The sequence below is a fragment of the Myxococcus stipitatus DSM 14675 genome (assembly GCF_000331735.1).
GTDB classification, from domain to species: Bacteria; Myxococcota; Myxococcia; order Myxococcales; family Myxococcaceae; genus Myxococcus; species Myxococcus stipitatus.
This window is the reverse complement of the sequence record NC_020126.1, coordinates 7,348,880-7,365,823: the sequence shown is the minus strand read 5'-3', so window position 1 is coordinate 7,365,823 and position 16,944 is coordinate 7,348,880. Positions and strand designations below refer to the sequence as shown.

At 67.5% G+C, this 16,944-nt stretch carries 12 protein-coding genes; 9 read left to right on the top strand and 3 right to left on the bottom strand.

Annotation, left to right across the window (positions count from 1 at the left end):
* The first annotated feature begins 41 nt into the window (after positions 1-41).
* The 3 genes from MYSTI_RS28360 (at position 42) to MYSTI_RS28350 (ending at position 3,478) form a co-directional block, all read left to right on the top strand.
* Entirely contained in the window at positions 42-1,874 is a 1,833-nt protein-coding gene (locus tag MYSTI_RS28360) for a bifunctional metallophosphatase/5'-nucleotidase (RefSeq protein ID WP_015351247.1), read from the top strand.
* Positions 1,875-2,106: 232 nt separating this feature from the next.
* The gene (locus tag MYSTI_RS28355) at positions 2,107-2,682 is read left to right on the top strand and encodes an FG-GAP repeat domain-containing protein (protein WP_044281484.1); all 576 of its coding nucleotides are present in this window, start codon (positions 2,107-2,109) and stop codon (positions 2,680-2,682) included.
* Between the two features lie 187 nt (positions 2,683-2,869).
* A complete protein-coding gene (locus MYSTI_RS28350) occupies positions 2,870-3,478 on the top strand; it encodes a hypothetical protein (RefSeq protein WP_015351245.1) in 609 nt (202 codons plus the stop codon).
* Positions 3,479-3,534: 56 nt separating this feature from the next.
* On the opposite strand, the gene MYSTI_RS28345 is transcribed toward MYSTI_RS28350, so the two are convergent.
* Positions 3,535-4,785, bottom strand: coding sequence for a PKD domain-containing protein (locus MYSTI_RS28345; RefSeq protein ID WP_015351244.1), 1,251 nt, complete (start codon positions 4,783-4,785; stop codon positions 3,535-3,537).
* Between the two features lie 23 nt (positions 4,786-4,808).
* The gene (locus MYSTI_RS28340; RefSeq protein WP_044900700.1) at positions 4,809-5,609 is read right to left on the bottom strand and encodes a hypothetical protein; all 801 of its coding nucleotides are present in this window, start codon (positions 5,607-5,609) and stop codon (positions 4,809-4,811) included.
* 87 nt (positions 5,610-5,696) lie between these two features.
* Between MYSTI_RS28340 and MYSTI_RS28335 the strand changes: the two genes are divergently transcribed.
* From MYSTI_RS28335 to MYSTI_RS28325, 3 genes are all read left to right on the top strand, one after another.
* Positions 5,697-6,830: a hypothetical protein gene (locus MYSTI_RS28335; RefSeq protein WP_015351242.1), complete on the top strand. Its 1,134-nt coding sequence runs from the start codon at positions 5,697-5,699 to the stop codon at positions 6,828-6,830.
* A gap of 98 nt (positions 6,831-6,928) precedes the next feature.
* On the top strand, positions 6,929-7,696 hold the full coding sequence (locus MYSTI_RS28330; RefSeq protein WP_015351241.1) for a polysaccharide lyase family 20 protein: 768 nt from the start codon (positions 6,929-6,931) through the stop codon (positions 7,694-7,696).
* Positions 7,697-7,906: 210 nt separating this feature from the next.
* Positions 7,907-9,406 carry a hypothetical protein gene (locus tag MYSTI_RS28325; RefSeq protein ID WP_015351240.1) on the top strand — a complete coding sequence of 500 codons (1,500 nt, stop codon included), beginning with the start codon at positions 7,907-7,909 and terminating at the stop codon, positions 9,404-9,406.
* Positions 9,407-9,501: 95 nt separating this feature from the next.
* On the opposite strand, the gene MYSTI_RS28320 is transcribed toward MYSTI_RS28325, so the two are convergent.
* The gene (locus MYSTI_RS28320; RefSeq protein WP_015351239.1) at positions 9,502-9,912 is read right to left on the bottom strand and encodes a hypothetical protein; all 411 of its coding nucleotides are present in this window, start codon (positions 9,910-9,912) and stop codon (positions 9,502-9,504) included.
* Positions 9,913-10,301: 389 nt separating this feature from the next.
* On the opposite strand from MYSTI_RS28320, the gene MYSTI_RS41040 reads away from it, so the two are divergent.
* The 3 genes from MYSTI_RS41040 (at position 10,302) to MYSTI_RS28305 (ending at position 16,930) form a co-directional block, all read left to right on the top strand.
* Positions 10,302-11,198, top strand: coding sequence for a hypothetical protein (locus MYSTI_RS41040; RefSeq protein ID WP_144370168.1), 897 nt, complete (start codon positions 10,302-10,304; stop codon positions 11,196-11,198).
* Positions 11,132-13,480 carry a hypothetical protein gene (locus MYSTI_RS28310; RefSeq protein WP_169558670.1) on the top strand — a complete coding sequence of 783 codons (2,349 nt, stop codon included), beginning with the start codon at positions 11,132-11,134 and terminating at the stop codon, positions 13,478-13,480. The genes MYSTI_RS41040 and MYSTI_RS28310 overlap by 67 nt, the downstream gene beginning before the upstream one ends.
* A 147-nt stretch (positions 13,481-13,627) precedes the next feature.
* A complete protein-coding gene (locus tag MYSTI_RS28305; RefSeq protein WP_015351236.1) occupies positions 13,628-16,930 on the top strand; it encodes an Ig-like domain-containing protein in 3,303 nt (1,100 codons plus the stop codon).
* The last annotated feature ends 14 nt before the right edge of the window (positions 16,931-16,944 follow it).

Genomic DNA, 16,944 nt, shown 5'->3' with positions numbered 1-16,944 from the left:
GCGACTCCCGCCCGGCGTCCATCCTCGACCGAGGTCTCCTGATGCGTCGTACCGTCTCGCTGCGCGCCCTCTCCTTGTGTCTCGTGGGGGTCTGCTCCCTCGCTGGCTGTGATTCCGACGACCCGCCTTCCTGGCCCAGGCCCCAAGACACGTCACCGCGCACGTTGACGTTGCTGCAGACGAGCGACCTGCACACCAACATCTTCCCGTGGGACTACTTCAGCGGGAAGCCCGACGCGAAGCGCGGCCTCGCCAAGGTGGCCACGCTCATCAAGAAGGCACGTGAGGCGAACCCGGACTGCACGCTGCTCGTCGACACCGGTGACACCATCCAAGGGACGCCGCTGGGCACGTACTTCGGGCTCGTGGACAACGCGCCCCGCCACCCGATGGCCGTCGCGATGAGCGAGCTGGGCTATGCGGCCATGGCCGTGGGCAACCACGAGTTCAACTACGGCCCCGACGTGCTCACCAAGTTCAGGATGGAGGCCAATTTCCCCGTGCTCGGAGCCAACGTGCGCAAGAGCGCGGACGGCACCGGGGCGCTCATGCCCTACGCTCTCGTGACCGTGTGCGGTGTGAAGGTCGGCATCCTCGGCCTCGTGACGCCCGGCGTGGCGACATGGGAGCGCGCGGAGAACATTCGCGGCCTGCGCTTCGATGACCCGGTGGAGACCGCGCGGACCTACGTGCCAGAGATGTGGGAGATGGGCGCGGACGTGGTGGTGGTGGCCATCCACGGGGGGCCGGACAAGCAGCCCACCGGCAGCGCGAGCAATCCCGCCTCGTGGCTCGCGGACTACGCGGACGGCTCGAAGTGGGCGGACCGGGGCAACCTGCCCGGGGAGAACCCGGCCGTGCAGATTGCCCAGGGCGTGTCCGGCATCGACGTGCTCCTCACCGGCCACACGCATCAGCCCATCCCGAAGATGCTGCTGAAGAACCCGGAGGGCCGCGAGGTCATCCTCACCCAGCCCAACCGTTGGGGAAGCCATCTCGCGGACGTGCAACTCGACGTCACCTGGAATGGCAAGCGCTGGGTCGTGGAGGCGCATGACTCCAAGCTCCATGTCGTGGATGAGCAGGTGGCGGCGGATGACACCGTCACGCGGCTCACGCAGCAGTACCACGACACCACCGTCACCTATGTGAATCAGAAGATCGGCACCACGTCCGCGCCTTTCCCGGGAGGCTTCGCCGCGCGCTATGTGGACAGCCCGCTGGCGGACCTCCTCAACATCGTCCAGGCGGACGCCGCGCGTGAGGCGGGCTTCGACGTGGACCTGTCCGTGACGGCCATCTTCACCAACGACGGCGCGCTGCCCGCGGGGGATGTCACCCTGCGCGACGCGTACAGCATCTACATCTACGACAACACGCTGTATGTGATGGAGATCAACGGCTCCATCCTCCGGCGCGCGCTGGAGATGAACACGCTCTACTTCGCCACGCTGGACGCGAACAACCTGCCCCCGAAGCCCGAAGGTGCGAAGGCCGCGTCGCCGGTGGTGGCTGACTACAACTGGGACCTCTACTCGGGCATCGACTACGGCTACGACCTCACGAAGCCCGCGGGCTCCCGGCTCACGCACCTGCGCTTCAAGGGGGCGGAGGTCACGGACGGTCAGGTCTTCATCGTCGCCATCAACAACTACCGCGCGGGAGGCGGTGGTGGCTTCTCCATGTTCAAGGAGGGGCGTGTGCTGTGGACCTCCGCCGACGGGGTGCGGGACTACGTCGCCCGCTACATGCAGTCGCACCAGAACCTGTCGCCGGACGCGGTGAACACCTGCAACTTCTCGCTCGCACCGGACCTCTACACGCCATACTTCGGCGCCACGCTCGGCGCGGCGAAGTGCGCGCCGAGGAAGTAGGTCCGGGCCGCCCGTGCGCCCGCGGAGGTGAGCCGCTGCCTGGGTGTGCGGGCCAGGAGGTCGCAGTCGAGGCGCGGGGGGAGTTCCCCTGCGTCGTCTGCCCAAGGGCAGGCGGGGTGTCTGCCATCAACACTCATCGCGACCCGCGCGCCATTCAATGCGTCCGCGGAATCGCTCATACCCATGTCTGAACTGCCATCCAGGCATGGGGGAATCCATGAGAGAGTCACGTGTGTCTATCTTGTCGGCCGTGGTGACGGTGCTTGCCTTTGCTGGCGCGGATGCCGCGAACGGGTCGTTCGTGGCCGAGCCGGTGACAGAGGCTGCTCCGGCGCTTGCGGGCTTCACGGGGTGGAGCATCGAGATGGGATGGTGCAACCATCAGGGGGCTCAGCTCCTCTCCGCCGACTTCGACGGCGATGGTCGCTCCGACATGCTGTGCCACGACACCCGGAACGGAGACAAGTGGATTGCCTTTGCGCGTCCGGGCGGGCGGTTCGTCTCGACGGACTGGTACAGGCCGATGGGGTGGTGCAGGCACCCGGGAAGTCAGCTCCACACCGGGGACTTCAACAATGATGGCCGGGCGGACCTGCTGTGCCACGACACCCGGAACGGAGACAAGTGGATTGCCTTCGCGTTTCCCAATGGCACCTTCGGTGGGACGGATTGGTATCAGGCCATGGGCTGGTGCAACCATGCCTCCGGGCGGCTCTCGGTCGCTGACTACAATGGAGATGGTCGCGCGGACCTGCTGTGCCACGACGTCAGCAGCGGAACCAAGTGGTTCGCCTATTCCACTTTCTGAGCGCGTGCGAAGTCGGAGCCACTGAGAGGTCAGCGGGACTCCAGGCGGGGTCCCGCTTGACGCCAGTGGGGTTACAGCCGTCGCGCAAGAAATGCGCATGACGTGGGTGTGTGCGATTCCCAGTGCAATGAATGACACGGATGATACGGTGTCTCCGCGGTATTCACTGACAGGGAGTGGTGTCGTCATGGGCTTGTTCAAGCGAGCTGTCTGCCTTTTTTCGATGTCGGTTCTCTCCGCCTGTGGTGGCGAGGTGGCCGGGAGTGGGAGTGAGGCGGCGCTGGATTCCGGGAAGTCGGCGCTGAACACGACGGCGACTTCGCGGGGCTGTACGTTCGAGGTGACGGTGGTGAACACGACGCAACTGCCGGTGCCGCCGCAGAACGAGCTCAAGCTGCACCGTCGAGCGTCCGCGTCGTGCCCGTGGGCAGCGGCGAGCGTGTCGATGCCCTCGTCCGCCGGCTTCGCGCCCCCGTCGTTGCTCGTCGCGGCGAACGAGCTGGGGGTGGCGGTGGGCTACACGGTGAAGTCCAGCTACGGCGGCGGGCCGTACCGCACGCTGGGCTTCGCCCACGTGGACCCGGAGACGATGGCCATCGTGCGCCGTGAGCAGATGCTGTCGACCAACCTGGTGAGCCTGTCGTCCGTGGCCATCGAGATGGATGGGACGACGCTGACGTCCTACGGGGACAAGTCGGGCATCATCCAGGGAGAGTCGGGCAGCGGCAGCGAGTTCGTCGTCTCGTTCCCCGACTTCTTCACCAGCACCACGCCCGGCACCGTCATCGCGTTCTGATCGGGCGTCGCCGCTGGACGTGGAGGGCCGCTCCGTTTCCTGGCGGAGCGGCCGACCTACTTGAGTGGAGGTCGGGCCTCACCCGAGGGGGCGGACTCCCGCTTGAAGGACGCCCACGACAGCGAGACCTCCGTGCCCGTGGCGTCTCGCCCGTGAAGGATGTCCACGACCTGCTTCACCGTCACCGCCAGCTCACCCGGCCGCACCTCGACGGAGCCTTGGAAGGCGCCGCGACCGCGTTCCTCCCGCACCGTGATGGCATCACGCCAGTCGAGGGTCATGACCTCCACCTGGTCATCCCAGTGCAGCGTCATCCGCTCCACGCGCTCCCAGGTGATGGTGCTTTCCTCCGGGACTTCCACGGTCACCTCGCTGCGCCATGTCTCCGCGCTCGAGCTCGTGCGTGACAGCGTGAGGGTTGCTGGCAACCGCATGTCGGACGGCGGCTGTCCTCGCACGCGCACGAAGGCCATGGCGCTCAGCGGGGCACCCGTGCGCTTCCCGGCAGTGAGCCGCACCGTGAAGGTCCGCTCGTCGGGTGTCTTCGCGTCATAGACATGCTCCACCTCGGGCCCCGGGCTGACGGTGCTCCGCCCATCGCCGAAGTCCCATGAGTAGTACCCCGTCAGGGCCTCGGCCTCGGACGAGATGGCGCGAAAGAGGAAGGCCTCGTTGGTGCGCTGGATGACGGCCACCTCCAGTGCCTCGCGTGACGCGGCGTCAGCGCAGTCTCGGACCTCGATGCGGAGCACCTGCTCGGCCAGAACACCGACACGGCGGCCGCCCAGGTCCTTGCACACCTGGAAGCGCACGAAGGCCGTGCCGGGCGTGGCGGGTGCCCGCCAGGGGAGATGGACCCCCGGATGCAACTCCGCCCCCGTCTCCTGTCCCGGCCATACCCACCGGAAGAGGGCACCGGGCTCCAACGTGCCGCCCACCCTCGCGGCCAGCGAGACCTGTCCGCCCGCACAAACCCACGGCCGGTCCATCTCGATGCGTTCAATGACGGCGGTGCTGGAGGCCAGTACCACGCGCTCCTCGCCCAGCGCCGCCGCCAGGGCCTCGCCAGAGACCGCCTCGGGAATGGGCGCCACCGCCAGCGGCTCCCGGCCCACGGCGGGCGCCACCACCCCCTCCTCCTTCGCTGCATCCAGCGCCACGGGGCTCGAGGGACGCTGCCCCCGAGGCTCCGGCGCCCCTTCATCACGCGTGGGGCCCACCAGCGCCACGCCGCACAGCAACACCGCGACAGCCCCCAAGGCGACGACGCCTCGCCTCCGGGGGAGATGACTCGAATCGAGCGACATGCACGCGCCTGTCGGATGCGACGCTAGAAGCCGAAGTCGACGAGGTGCCGGTAGTACCCCTTCGAGTTCGGCCGATACCACTGGTCATCCCAGCCCTTGAAGTCGACGTCGTCGAGCAGCCGCTCCGTCTTGCCGTTCAGCACCACGGAGTTGATGAGCGGAGCCGCGGTCGACCCCACGTTCCTGGAGACCAACGGCGATGAGGCCATGTCCAGGTACTGCGCGACGTGCCGGCTGCAGTAGTCCTGGGTGAAGCAGCCTTTGTCACAGGTGGCGAGCGTGTTGTAGGTCGCGTGCTTGTCCTCCGCGACGTACAGCACGGGCCAGCCACGGTAGGCATTGCGCGAATCGCTCAGGTCGTACTCGAGCTGCTCGTGGGAGTACCAGGCCGACGAATCACACACGCTCTTGCGATGCGCGGACAGGTAGGCCCAGTCCAGGTACCAGCGGCCCGCGGAGTAGTGGACCTCCAGCAGTTGGAACTCGGGGTCGCCGTCATGGCCCGTGGTGACACCGGTGTCCTCGAAGAAGGTGTCCAGGTAGAAGATGCGCAGGGTCCTCGTCGCGAAGCCCTCGCTCTTCACCGCGTAGTAGGGACGGCGCTCGAAGCCGCTCTCCCCGGTGTCGAACCAGAACAGGGGCATGAACCAGCGCGCCACCTGGTGTTCGCAGTCGTCATTCAGCCCATCCTTGTCCGCGTCCGCCCCCGTCCCCCAGCAGTTGTCTCCATACGGAATGACGGACAGCCCGTCCGCCCGGGCCTCCAGGGACGAGAGGGTGAGCAGCAGGCCCCACAGCACCGTGGCGCGCATGACGGGTCGCATCCTCGAAGGCTCTCGACGCATCTCTCGGTCCATTCTGGAATTCATGAAATACTCGGTGTCATATCCCTCCAGGAGCCGGAGCAACAAATGGTTCGCTCATCAGGTATCGCGCGTCGTGTCTTCTCGTGGATGAACCTGGCCCTGCTGCTTGGTGCCACCGGCTGCGGAGGTCCCCTGGAGTCTGGGACGGACGGCGCGCTGGACGCCCAGGCGCAGTCCCTGACCTATCCCAGCGGTGGAGCCCGGACGGTGGTGTCGCGGCGTGTCGTGTACCTGAATGGCTCGGGGGCCTTTCAGGCGGCGGCCGGCTTTGAACACTTCCGCGCGGCGGGGGCCTCGGACCTGGTGCTCCACAACATCCGCATCGCGGAGGTGGATGCGCCCGCCGCGCGCGACGCCCTGGTCGTCATGTCCGCGGGCCAGAAGATTTCAAGCAGTGGCCACTCCAGCGGAGTCACCGGGCAGTCGTCCAACTGGGATGCCTCCTGTGACGGAGTCTCCTGTCCGAACGTCACGCTGGATGGCCGCTCGCTGGCGATGAAGCTGGACACGCTGGGGTGGTTTCCCCGGGGGCGGACGTACCTGTCCGTGGTCAATGACAGCACCTTCGACCATCTGTTCGACAGCGACACGAAGCAGCGAATCGTCAATGGCTTCTCGGGTTGGCTCCAGGCGCAGGTCCGCCCGGAGACGCGCTCCATCTACCTGGCGGGCAGCTCGCGCGGCGGGTGTCTGATGATGCGGCTGGCACAGTCACTTCGCGCGAACACCGCGCTCGATGGCATCGACATCTACGTGTCGTCGTTCGACGGCGTGTGCCGCAACAGCCAGGGAGAGCTGGGGACCACCGACAGCAAGATTGACAACCCCGTGCGGCCCTGGGGCACGTTCTATGGCGCGTGGGCCACGGACCTGAATGCCCAGTTCCCGCGCCGCCACCGGCTGAACCTCTTCCACGTGGTGGGCGGCCAGGAGGTGGCTCCCGCCACGGGCATCCGCGCCTTCTCCGGGTACGCTGGCGCCTCTCCGCCCTCGAAGGGCACGAACCTCGATTGGGGTTGGTACAAGCAGACCTGGGTGAAGTGGAAGCACAAGGAGATTGGCAATCCCTACACGGACCCGAGCGCGTCGGAGCAGGCGCAGGCCGTGGCGGACACCATTGACGCGCACCTGACGTGGCTCGATGCGCGCCTCCGCGCGGCCCGAGCGCTCGAAAGATGACGTCCCCTGGACTTGGAACTGTGATTCCTGGTCCTGCCTGCTAGGTGGGGTGGCGGGCCCGATAGGACTCGGGCCCGAACCCCTCACCCCCGAGCACCATGAGAACCCAGAATCTGAGTGTCGTTGCTGGCGTCGCGTTGTTGGCGGTGGGCCTGGTCGCGGAAGCGGCATCGCTCTTTCGCAACACAGGCACGTTGTCGGGTTGGAACTCCGTCAGTCGGGAGCACCGAGGTTCGGTGAACGAGGTGACGAACGTCACCTACGAGGGGCCGACGGCCCTCAAGATGACCCAGGTCTACGACGCGGCCTACAGCGGGCGGTACCACTCGGAGGTGATGCGCAGCAATGTGTACCGCCGAGGGGACACGGGCTTCTATGGCTTCGCGTTCCGGCTCCAGGCGGATTGGCAGTTCCAGCCGCAGTCCTACAACATCGCGCAGTTCATCGCGGACTTCTCCAACACGGGCTGCGATGACTACATGCCGTCGACCATGGTGTGGCTGTCGGGCAACCAGCTCTTCACGCGCGTGAAGCAAGGCACCGTCTGCAACCAGAAGACGGTGACGTTCCGCAACCTGGCCACGGTGACAGCGGGGGAGTGGCACAAGATTGTGATTCAGGCGAAGTGGGCGACGGATGGAACCGGCTTCTTCACGCTGTGGTTCGACGGCACGAAGGTCCTGGAGCAGTACAACCTGAACACGACGGTGGAGGATGACCGCTTCTTCCAGTTCCGCGTCGGCCTGTATGCCAATGGCTGGCGCGACAACGGTTACATGCAGGGCAGCCAGGGGACGCGGAGCATCTGGTTCGACGAGATTGGCGTGGGTACGACCTTCGCCGACGCCGACCCAGCGCAGTGGTAACCCCTCTGACACCCCACGACGTCATGACGCACCGGGTAGAGACGAAGTGACCCAGGGGTCGCCGCGCGGCGGTGGCGGCGGACCCCCCTTTTCCCAGGGGGCACTCCGGGGCGCCGCAACTCACGGACCGGGCGCGCGACAATGTCTGGAAACACTTGAGGCGTCTGCCTCATGACCACGCCGCCCCAAGCGCGGCCGAGGGGGAAATCCATGACCACCATCCAGCGCGGCTCGCGTCGTCAAGTCGAGTCGAGGACGACCGAGCGGACCGAGGCCCGGCCCGCGACGCGCAACGAGTCTGTGCGCACGAATGCCACCCAGGACGCGTTCCAGCCCGCCACCTCGGGGCGAGCGGCGGGGGCCCGGTTGGGCGCGACCGTGGGCGCGGCCGAGGTGCAGACGACGGGGGCGACGCCCGTGGCGCCCGCGGCGTTGTCTCCCTCGGAGCTGCGCGCGGCGGAGCAGACCATCGCGCAGGCCCATGACAGCCGGGATGCCACCGCCGTGGCGGAGTGGCTGCGGAACAACCCGGACCCGGCCAAGCAGGCCGCGTTCATGGACCTGATGTTCCAGTACGGCGATGTCGCGGGTGGCATCCTGGACGACGTGCAGCGACTTCCCGAGTCGGACCGCGCGCTGCTGTCCCAAGCCCTGGACAACGCCTACCGCTCCGGAGCGATTTCTCCCGAGGAGTTGTCGGGAGCGGTCGCGGCGGCCCACCGCGGTGAGTTGCCGGGGGAGACGCACGAGGGCCTGGCGAGCATCGTCGCGGGCACGGGCAACCCGGACCTCATCGAGACCTACGCGCGGCGCGAGATGGAGATCGTCCGCGAGAATGGCGGGTATGACCAGCAACGCAGCGCCGCGGTGGCCACGGCGCTCGCGGGCCTGCCGCCGGACCGGCTCCAGGCGTTCCTGGCGGCGAACCCGGAGGGCATGGCGGACGTCATCAAGAACATCAACGCCGCCGGCCCGGACGCGACGTATTCGCCCGCGCTGGGGCAGCTGCTGGACGCCGCCGCTCGCATCAACCCGCCCACGGCGGAGTCGCTGAAGGTGTTCACGGACTCCGTCAGCCAGTTGGGGGAGAACCGCGAGTCGCGCGCCGCCGCGGCCCGCTTCTTCACGCAGCACGGCGACGCGGTGCTCTCCTCCCTGCAGGACCAGTCCGGCTCGCTGGGCCTGGACGGCCAGAAGAAGATGTCGGAGTTCTTCGCGCGGACGCTCTTCTCGCCGCCGCAGGACTACCCGGGTGGCGACGCGTTCCGACAGAACGTCATGCAGCGCCTGGAGACGATGAACGCCGGGCTCGCGCAGCACGCCAACGAGAACCCGCCCTCGCAGGAGGCCAAGCGCAGCGCGCGCCTCATGGGCAGCCTGGTGGGCTCGCTCGAGGGCGGCTTCCAGGTCGCCGTGGATGAGCTGAACAAGCGCAACGACGCCGTGAAGGGCATGGTGGACCTGCTCTTCTCCGCCAAGAGCTTCCTGCCCAACCTGCCCATCCCCGGCGCGGGCAAGCTCAAGGACCTCACCATCGACCAGCTCCAGCGCTGGGTGACGTCCAACCTCCAGGAGAAGGCCCAGACGCCCTCGGAGGCCATTCCCTTCCACCGCGCCTTCGGTGAGCAGATCGCCAACCCGGACCTGCGCACCGACTACGACGCGGCCCGCGGCGATGCCTTCCTCAACCGCCAGCGCGGCCTGACCTGATGCGGACCCAGGGCGCCCCCCACGCGTGAGGGCGCCGAAGAGAGACCCGCGGGGCGCTCTCGAGCACAGGGCTCGAGGTCGCCCCGCTTGTCGTCTCAGGTCTTGCCGACCGTCACGGAGATCTGGCCCAGCCTGGGGGCGTTGGGCGAGAGGGTGTAGCCACCGACGTAGTTGACGGTGTCGACCCACGGCTCGCTGCCCCTGCCGATGATGGAGTCCTGGTCCTTCTGGTGCGAGACGAAGGACGCCACGGAGTTGCTCGTGGAGTAGTTCGGGTCCCACACGCTCACGTTGAGTGAGTTGTCGTCATTGTACTGGGTCATCACGGTGACCTGGTTCTGTTTGGAGCCGGCGGGCCCCAGCGTGGCGCTGGACAGCGAGATGATCTGCGTCGAGTCCGGGACCCCGACGACGATGCTCAAGGTGTTGGGCGTGTCGTTGATGATGGTGGTCAGGAGCGAGTTGCTGTTGGTCATGGGCAGCTGCGGATTGGCCGGGATGGGCATGGTCGTCTCCAAGGGCTTCGAGGTGGCGTCGCCGCCGAGGAGCTGCCCCGGGGCGTGCGTGTCTGGCCTTGAGCAATGACCGTGCCGGGAGGCCGCCAGCTGCGTCTCACGGGTGAAACCCCCGAGTGGCCGGGCGAGACACCTCCGCTCGACATGTCGACACGTGTCGAGCGACACGTCGGCTGGGAGGTCTCCGGGGCCGCGAGACTTCGTCCCTCGCCCGGGTGGTTTCGTCCCTCGGTGGAGGAGCTTGAACCCTTTGCGCGTCCGACGCCGGTGGGGTGGGCGTAGAGACCCGGCGGTGGAGCCACGACGCACGGCTCGGGGGCTCCGCATCAGGCAGAGGGGGTTGTCGCATGGGATTCAGGATGACGAGGGGGCGCTCGCTCGTGGCGGGCGCTCTGGTTTCGATGTGGGCGCCGGGGTGTCTTCCCGGCCAGGACGAGGTGGACGCTTCGCTGGGGGCGCCTCGGGCGGACCTGGCGACGCAGACGCAAGGAGTGACGTGCGGCACCAGTCAGGTTCCCGTGATGACGAGCGCCACGTTGCCCGGCGGCATCGTGACGCGCTCGGGGGCCTTCGGTGCCGGGTATGAGGCCTGGCTGGCCTTCGACGGGGTCGTCGGCACCGGCTCCATGTGGATCTCCGGGCTGAAGCAGACCCCGGCGTGGCTTGGCTACGAGTGGACGGACGGCCCGCGGCAGATTGTCCGCTACGCCATCCACTTCTCGAACGGCTCGCTCACGTCTCGTGCGCCCAAGGACTGGACGCTCCAGGGTTGGAATGGCTCGCAGTGGGTGGTGGTGGATACCCGAACCAACGAGGTGAACTGGGGCGGGTCGGAGCGCCGGGTGTACTCGCTGGCGGCCTCCGCGACCTACTCGAAGTTCCGCCTCCAGGTGACGGATGACAATGACTCACGCACGGGCATCGAGGTCGTCTCGATGGGGCGGCTCGAGCTGCTCGGCTGTCTGCCGGACACGACGCCCCCCACGGTGCCGGTCCTCTCGCACTTCAGTCCGGTCTCTCCGTCCGCGACATCGACCCCTGACCTGATTGGGAGGGCCGAGACGAACTCGACGGTGCGCGTGTACGCCAACGCCACCTGCTCGGGGACACCCGTCGTCTCCGTCACCGCGGGAACGGAGCGGACCTTCATGGCGTCCGTTCCGGTGACGCCCAACGCGACGACGGTCCTCACGGCGCTACGTCCGGAAACGTGTCCGGCTGCTCGCAGCCCTCGAGCTACGTGCATGACAGCCTGGCCCCGGCGGTGCCCGTGCTGACGGGCTTCCAGCCGGTGTCCCCGGGCAGCGCGCTCTCGCCCCAGGTGCGCGGCACAGCGGAGAAGGGGAGCACGGTTCAAGTCTTCAAGGGCGCGGGCTGTGTGGCGCCGGTTGTGGTGAGCGCGGTCGCGGATGCCGCCACGGGTGCGTTCTCGGCCTCGGTGTCGGCCACGGCGAATGCGACCACGGGCTTCTCCGCGCGGGCCTTGGACCTGGTGGGGAACGTGTCGGCGTGTACGCCCGTCATCAACTACGTGCATGACAGCGTGGCTCCGGGGGCGCCCGCGCTGACGGGTTTCCTGCCGGCGTCCCCGGGGAGTTCCCTCACGCCCCAGGTGCGCGGCACGGCGGAGAAGGGGAGCACGGTTCAAGTCTTCAAGGGCTCGGGCTGCGTGGCGCCGGCCGTGATGAGCGTCGGGGCGGATGTCTCCACGGGCGCGTTCTCGGCTTCCGTGGCGGTCACCGCGAACACGGTGACGGGCTTCTCCGCGCGTGCCTCGGACGCGGCGGGGAACGTGTCGGCGTGCGCGGCGCCCATCAGCTACCGACATGACGGCATCGCTCCCCCCGCGCCACAGTTCATGCCGGGCTTCATCCCTGTCGATGGGAACGGCACGGTGGGAATCGTTCGCGCGACGGGAGAGGTGGACTCACGCGTCACGCTCTTCCTCAATGCGACCTGCGCGACCCTGGCCCAACCTGCGGGCCCCTTCGTGGTGGGCGCGGATGGCACGGTGTCGGTGGCGCTGACTCCGAGTCAGCGGACCGGGCCGCTGTTCGCGGATGCGCGTGACGGGGTGGGCAATCGCTCCGCCTGTGTCCCGGTGCCGGTGGGCTGTGACATGGGCTTCGCCGACTGCGATGGGAATCCCTCCAACGGGTGTGAGAAGGACCTGCTCTCGGACGAGGCGAACTGCGGGACCTGCGGCACGGTGTGCGCGGGCGCTCCCTCCGCGCAGGCCGTGTGTGGCGCGGGCACCTGCGGCCTGGGCTGCGTGGTGGGCACGTTCGACTGTGATGGCAACGCGGCGAATGGCTGTGAGTCGGCCGCGGCGTGTGCGCCGTCGACCTGCGCCGTGGACGTTCCGTCCGAGCTGATGATCACGGACTTGTCCGTGGTGGAGGACCCCCTCCGGACCACGGGGGACGGGGTGTGGACATTCGGTCACCTCATGCGCGAGATGAACGGCGGTCAGGACCCGTCGGACCTGGTGCGCGACTGGTTGTCCACCTGGATGTCGGACCAGTTCATCGGAATGACGGATGTCCCGGCGCGGCCCACCATGGGCGGGATGGTGCTTCAGCCCTGGGCGACCCCTGGCCTCCCTCTGGACTTCAATGTCGCCCCATTCCGGCTGCTGGCCATCGTCAACCGGATGGACTTGCGCAAGGAGGGTGAGTTCGCGGGCGAGGGACGCTTCGTGTTCGGTGTGACGGACCCTGGCGGCAATCCCCTGCCGTTCACCGTCATCCTGGAATACATCCTGCCCGGTGGCTCATCGGCGGAGTTCCAGCGCTGGGCTCGAGACTGGCATGAGCTGGGACGCATCGGCGTCGGGAACCCGGGCTACAACGAGACGCTCGAGGCCCTCACGGACCGCTTCACGAAGTCCTTCGTCGCGAGGGGGGCGTACCTGGGAAGCGCCATCCATCAGGTCCGCACCAACGAGAACGCGCTGGACCCCCTCTGGGAGTTGCGTGAGTTCCACCTGGGCCCCGAAGGGCTGGCGCCCGCGCACGTCGCGCTGACACCGAACCTGTTCCTGAACAGCTCCCGCATCCTGACGGACTACATCAACCAGAACATGGCCTCGGTCCTTTCGGAGACGCACACCGTCCCGGAACTCTTCGAGAACCAGACCTTGCTCGCGGGCTCCGCGCTGACGCCGTTCAACTTCGGCTGGGCCGTGCCCGCGGTCTCCACCGAGGCACGTCACAAGTTCTCGGTGAACACCTGCAATGGCTGTCACTCGGGGGAGACGAACACCTTCTTCTTGCACGTCACCCCCCGCGCGGAGGGACAGCCGGCGGCCCTGTCGCCCTTCCTCATGGGGACCGGGAACATGCCGGACCGGTTCGACCCCTCCGTGACGCGAAGCTTCGCGGACCTGTTCCGGCGCCAGATGGACCTGACGGCGCTCGTGTGCGGCGTGCCGACAGGGAACCCGCTGCTGCAGGCGAAGACGTCCCTGGGAACGTCGCTGCTCTCGGGGAGCTCGGTCCGGCCCTCGGCGCCCGGCTTCCCGCCGGCCTCCAACCTGCCGCGGGGGCGTGTCCACTGAGGTGAGCTGAGCTGCATGCCGTGAGACAGGGCGCCCGCGTGTATCGGGCGCCCTGTCTGTTTCAGGACCCGCATGGAAGGAACACCTGTTCAGAATGCACTCCGTCACTGTTGTCATGTAGACAACAACAGAAAGAGGGGGCAGTCCATGCAGCGGTTCTTGGGAGTGCTGGCGGGAGCAGTGTTGCTTGTCGCGTGTGGTGAGCCGACGAGCGAATCGGTGACGACTCCAGTGCACGCGGATGTCGAGCGTGAGTGGGCGGCGCGAGGCTTCGATTCACACAAGATGTCCGTGGTGCCTCGGAAGGAGGGCGTCGACACGCATCACCTGCTCCGGGTCAACGAAGTGCCCGTCTGGGGCGTCGGCGCGAAGACGACGAATGGGAAGACGCGAGTCACCCCGGTTCGCATCGAGTCCACCGCGAAGGTCGAGACCCAGGCGCGCATCACTCCAAGCGAGGCCGAGGCGGCGGCTCTCTTGGCGCTGGCTGATTCCTCCGCGGTGGTGATGAGCGGCGGCGAGTTGGTGCTGCTCCCACGGGAAGAGCGGCGGCTCAAGCCCGGCGTGCCGGCCACGGGCTCCCACGACGCCACGCAATATGAGCGGGTCATCACCGGGCTGACGCCCATCTACCGGCTGAAGCTCGCCACGGGCGGCCCGGGCTCGCGCTGGTCCTTCCCGCGTGAGTGGTTGGGCGAGGTGGACGCACGTTCGGGCGAGGTCCGGCGGGTGGTGCCGACAGAGGTTCACGCCACCTACGCCAACGCGTCCCTGAAGGGGCGCTACTCCGGCACCAACACCTTCTCGGTCCTCGTCAATACGGTGAAGGCGCTCTACAAGCTCGAGGACAAGCGGGGGAACAAGTTCCTCGCCACGCGCCAGAACTCGGACGGGTCGGTGACGTATCTCGACTACTCGAGCCCCGATGCGATTTTTGGGGACGGCGCGCTGTTCACCCTCGGCTCCGATGTGCGCAGTGCGAACGGAGAGACGGCCGCGGCCGATGCCTTCTTCGCCTCGAACATGACGTCGACCATGTTCGAGTACTTCCTGGGCCGGACGGGGACGCGGGCCATCCCCACGATGGAGTTCAAGCTCCACTATCCCTGGGACAACGCGGGCTACATCCCGAGCAACAACGACCCGAGGGTCCTGATTGGCTATGAGTTCTATCCGGCGCTGCCGGGGATGACGACGCTCATTCCCCTCTCGGCCACCGATATCATCGCCCATGAAATCACCCACGACTTCTTCATGCGCGAGGTGTGGGGAGATCCCAGCCTGGGCTCCGGGGCGACGGGGGAGATTGCCTCCCTCAATGAGGGCGCGGGCGACATCATGGGCTTCTTCACCGAGCTGGGGCGCGACACCCTCAAGCGGCGCCCCCTGAACGAGATTGACCAGGTCCTCCTGCGCCCCGCGAACCTGACGATCGGCGAGGACACCGGGACGGCGGGCCGCAGCCTCCTCACGCCCTTCCAGCAGGAGTGGGACGAGACCGTCGTCGACATGGACGGCCATGATGGCTGTGGGCCCATCGACCGGATGTTCCTGCTGTTGGCCTATGGCTGTCAGCCGCTGGCGCAGGGCGAGACTCCGGGGCCGTGGCACTGCCCGAGGGTCCCGGGAGGCTTCACGGGGATTGGGCCGTCCACCGCGGCGGTCATCTGGACTCGCACCGTGGAGACGCTCCCGGTGGGCGCGGACTACGCCCAGGCGCGAGAGTCCGCGCTCCAGGCGGCCGCGGTGATTGATGGCCCTTCGACCTCGACGAAGATGCGCGCGGTCGCCAGCGCCTTCGCGGCGATCAACGTCGGCCTGGCGCCGGACAGCAACCCTCCGCAGGCGACGCTGACCTGCCGGCAGCGTGGCGCGGACATCGAATGCTCCGGGACCATCACCGACGCGGAGACCCAGGGCCAGGCCCGCCAGCCTCCGCGCCTCGTGGTCGACGGCGGCGTGCAGACGGTCAATCTCTCGAGCTTCCAGTTCACCCAGCTCATCCCCGCGGGTGCGCTTGCCACGGGGCCGCACACGATCACCCTCGAGGCGTGGGACCTCTGGAACAATCAGGTGACCCGAAGCGTGACGGTGACGCTGGACCGCACGCCGCCCACCGCGTCGCTCACCGTCACGGGCTCGCTGAAGCAGCCGTGGTTCTTGGTTACCGCGAACGATGCCTCGGGGATTGAGTCGGTCGACTTCTACCGGAGCGGGCAGTGGATGGTGTCGCTCCTGGCGGGGCCCTTCGAGCATCAGTTCGACACCACCACCTGGGCCGATGGCGTGTACCCGATGACCATCAAGGTCATCGACATGGCCGGAAACGTGACGATGCTCACCCACACGCTGAGGGCCGACAACACGCCGCCGACGGTGTCGATGTCGGTGAGCAGCAGCGGGCCCCCGTTCACCGTGGGCGTCACCGTGAGTGACGCGTCCGCGATTACCCTGGTGGACTTCAAGGTGGACGGGATGGTGTTCGCCACGAGGACGAACTCCGCGACGTCGTATTCCGCTGGTTACTCGCCCACGGATGGACTGGCGCGCAACCTGTCGGTCGAGGTCACCGACGCGCTCGGAAACCAGCGGGTCGTGAGCCAGGCCGCGCCTCTGGACCGGACTCCGCCCACGGTGGCGTTCACGGCGACGCAGTGGCAGAGCACGATGACGCTCAATGTGAATGTCAGCGACACGTGCGGCATCCAGTATCCGTACTCGCTCTTCGTGGATGGCACCTTGGTCGCGCAGCCGACGACGCCGGGCTACGTGCTGACGTTCGGCGGTGAGATGGCTTCGGGAACGCACCTGTTCCAGGCGCAGGTCGTGGACCGGTGTGGCAACGCCGCGACGTTCTCGAGCCCGTTCACCAAGTCGAACTCGCAGCCGGTGATTGCCTCCATCACGCGCAACGACAGCATGCCCAAGAAGCCGAAGTTCACGGTCAACTGCTCGGACCCCGAGGGCGTCCAGCACGTGGAGCTGCGGGAGAACGGCGTCATCCTCCAGTCCGACACCACCGCGCCGTACGAGTTCGTCATCGACACGACTTCGCGCACGGATGGCAGCTACACGGTGCTGTTCCAGTGCACGGACACCACGGGCTTCTCCAGCAGCCCGGAGACGCGGACAGTGACCGCGGACAACACGGGCCCGAGCGTCGGCTTGCGCGTCACGGGCTCAGGCCGCACGTACCTGGTATCGGCGGGCACGGTGAGCGACCCGAGGGGCGTGCAGTCCGTGCTGATTGTCGGCGGCCTGCTTCCGGGCTTCAGCGATACGAGGACCGCGGCTCCCTACGAGTACCTGTGGACGCTCCCGGGCACGGGGTTGATCCAGACCTTCCTCCCGTTCTCCGTCACGGCGCGCGACACCTGGGGGAATGAGACCTCGCGGAGCCTCAACTGCTACGTGGACACCGCGGCGGCGGCTCCGTTGGATTGCTTCTGAGGTCGTGAGACCCG

Excerpts from the sequence above, each read along its gene's own strand:
- MYSTI_RS28360 (WP_015351247.1), top strand. The coding sequence starts at position 42 with ATGCGTCGTACCGTCTCGCTGCGCGCCCTCTCCTTGTGTCTCGTGGGG.
- MYSTI_RS28350 (WP_015351245.1), top strand. The coding sequence starts at position 2,870 with ATGGGCTTGTTCAAGCGAGCTGTCTGCCTTTTTTCGATGTCGGTTCTC.
- MYSTI_RS28345 (WP_015351244.1), bottom strand. The coding sequence starts at position 4,785 with ATGTCGCTCGATTCGAGTCATCTCCCCCGGAGGCGAGGCGTCGTCGCC.
- MYSTI_RS28340 (WP_044900700.1), bottom strand. The coding sequence starts at position 5,609 with ATGCGACCCGTCATGCGCGCCACGGTGCTGTGGGGCCTGCTGCTCACC.
- MYSTI_RS28335 (WP_015351242.1), top strand. The coding sequence starts at position 5,697 with ATGGTTCGCTCATCAGGTATCGCGCGTCGTGTCTTCTCGTGGATGAAC.
- MYSTI_RS28330 (WP_015351241.1), top strand. The coding sequence starts at position 6,929 with ATGAGAACCCAGAATCTGAGTGTCGTTGCTGGCGTCGCGTTGTTGGCG.
- MYSTI_RS28325 (WP_015351240.1), top strand. The coding sequence starts at position 7,907 with ATGACCACCATCCAGCGCGGCTCGCGTCGTCAAGTCGAGTCGAGGACG.
- MYSTI_RS28320 (WP_015351239.1), bottom strand. The coding sequence starts at position 9,912 with ATGCCCATCCCGGCCAATCCGCAGCTGCCCATGACCAACAGCAACTCG.
- MYSTI_RS28305 (WP_015351236.1), top strand. The coding sequence starts at position 13,628 with ATGCAGCGGTTCTTGGGAGTGCTGGCGGGAGCAGTGTTGCTTGTCGCG.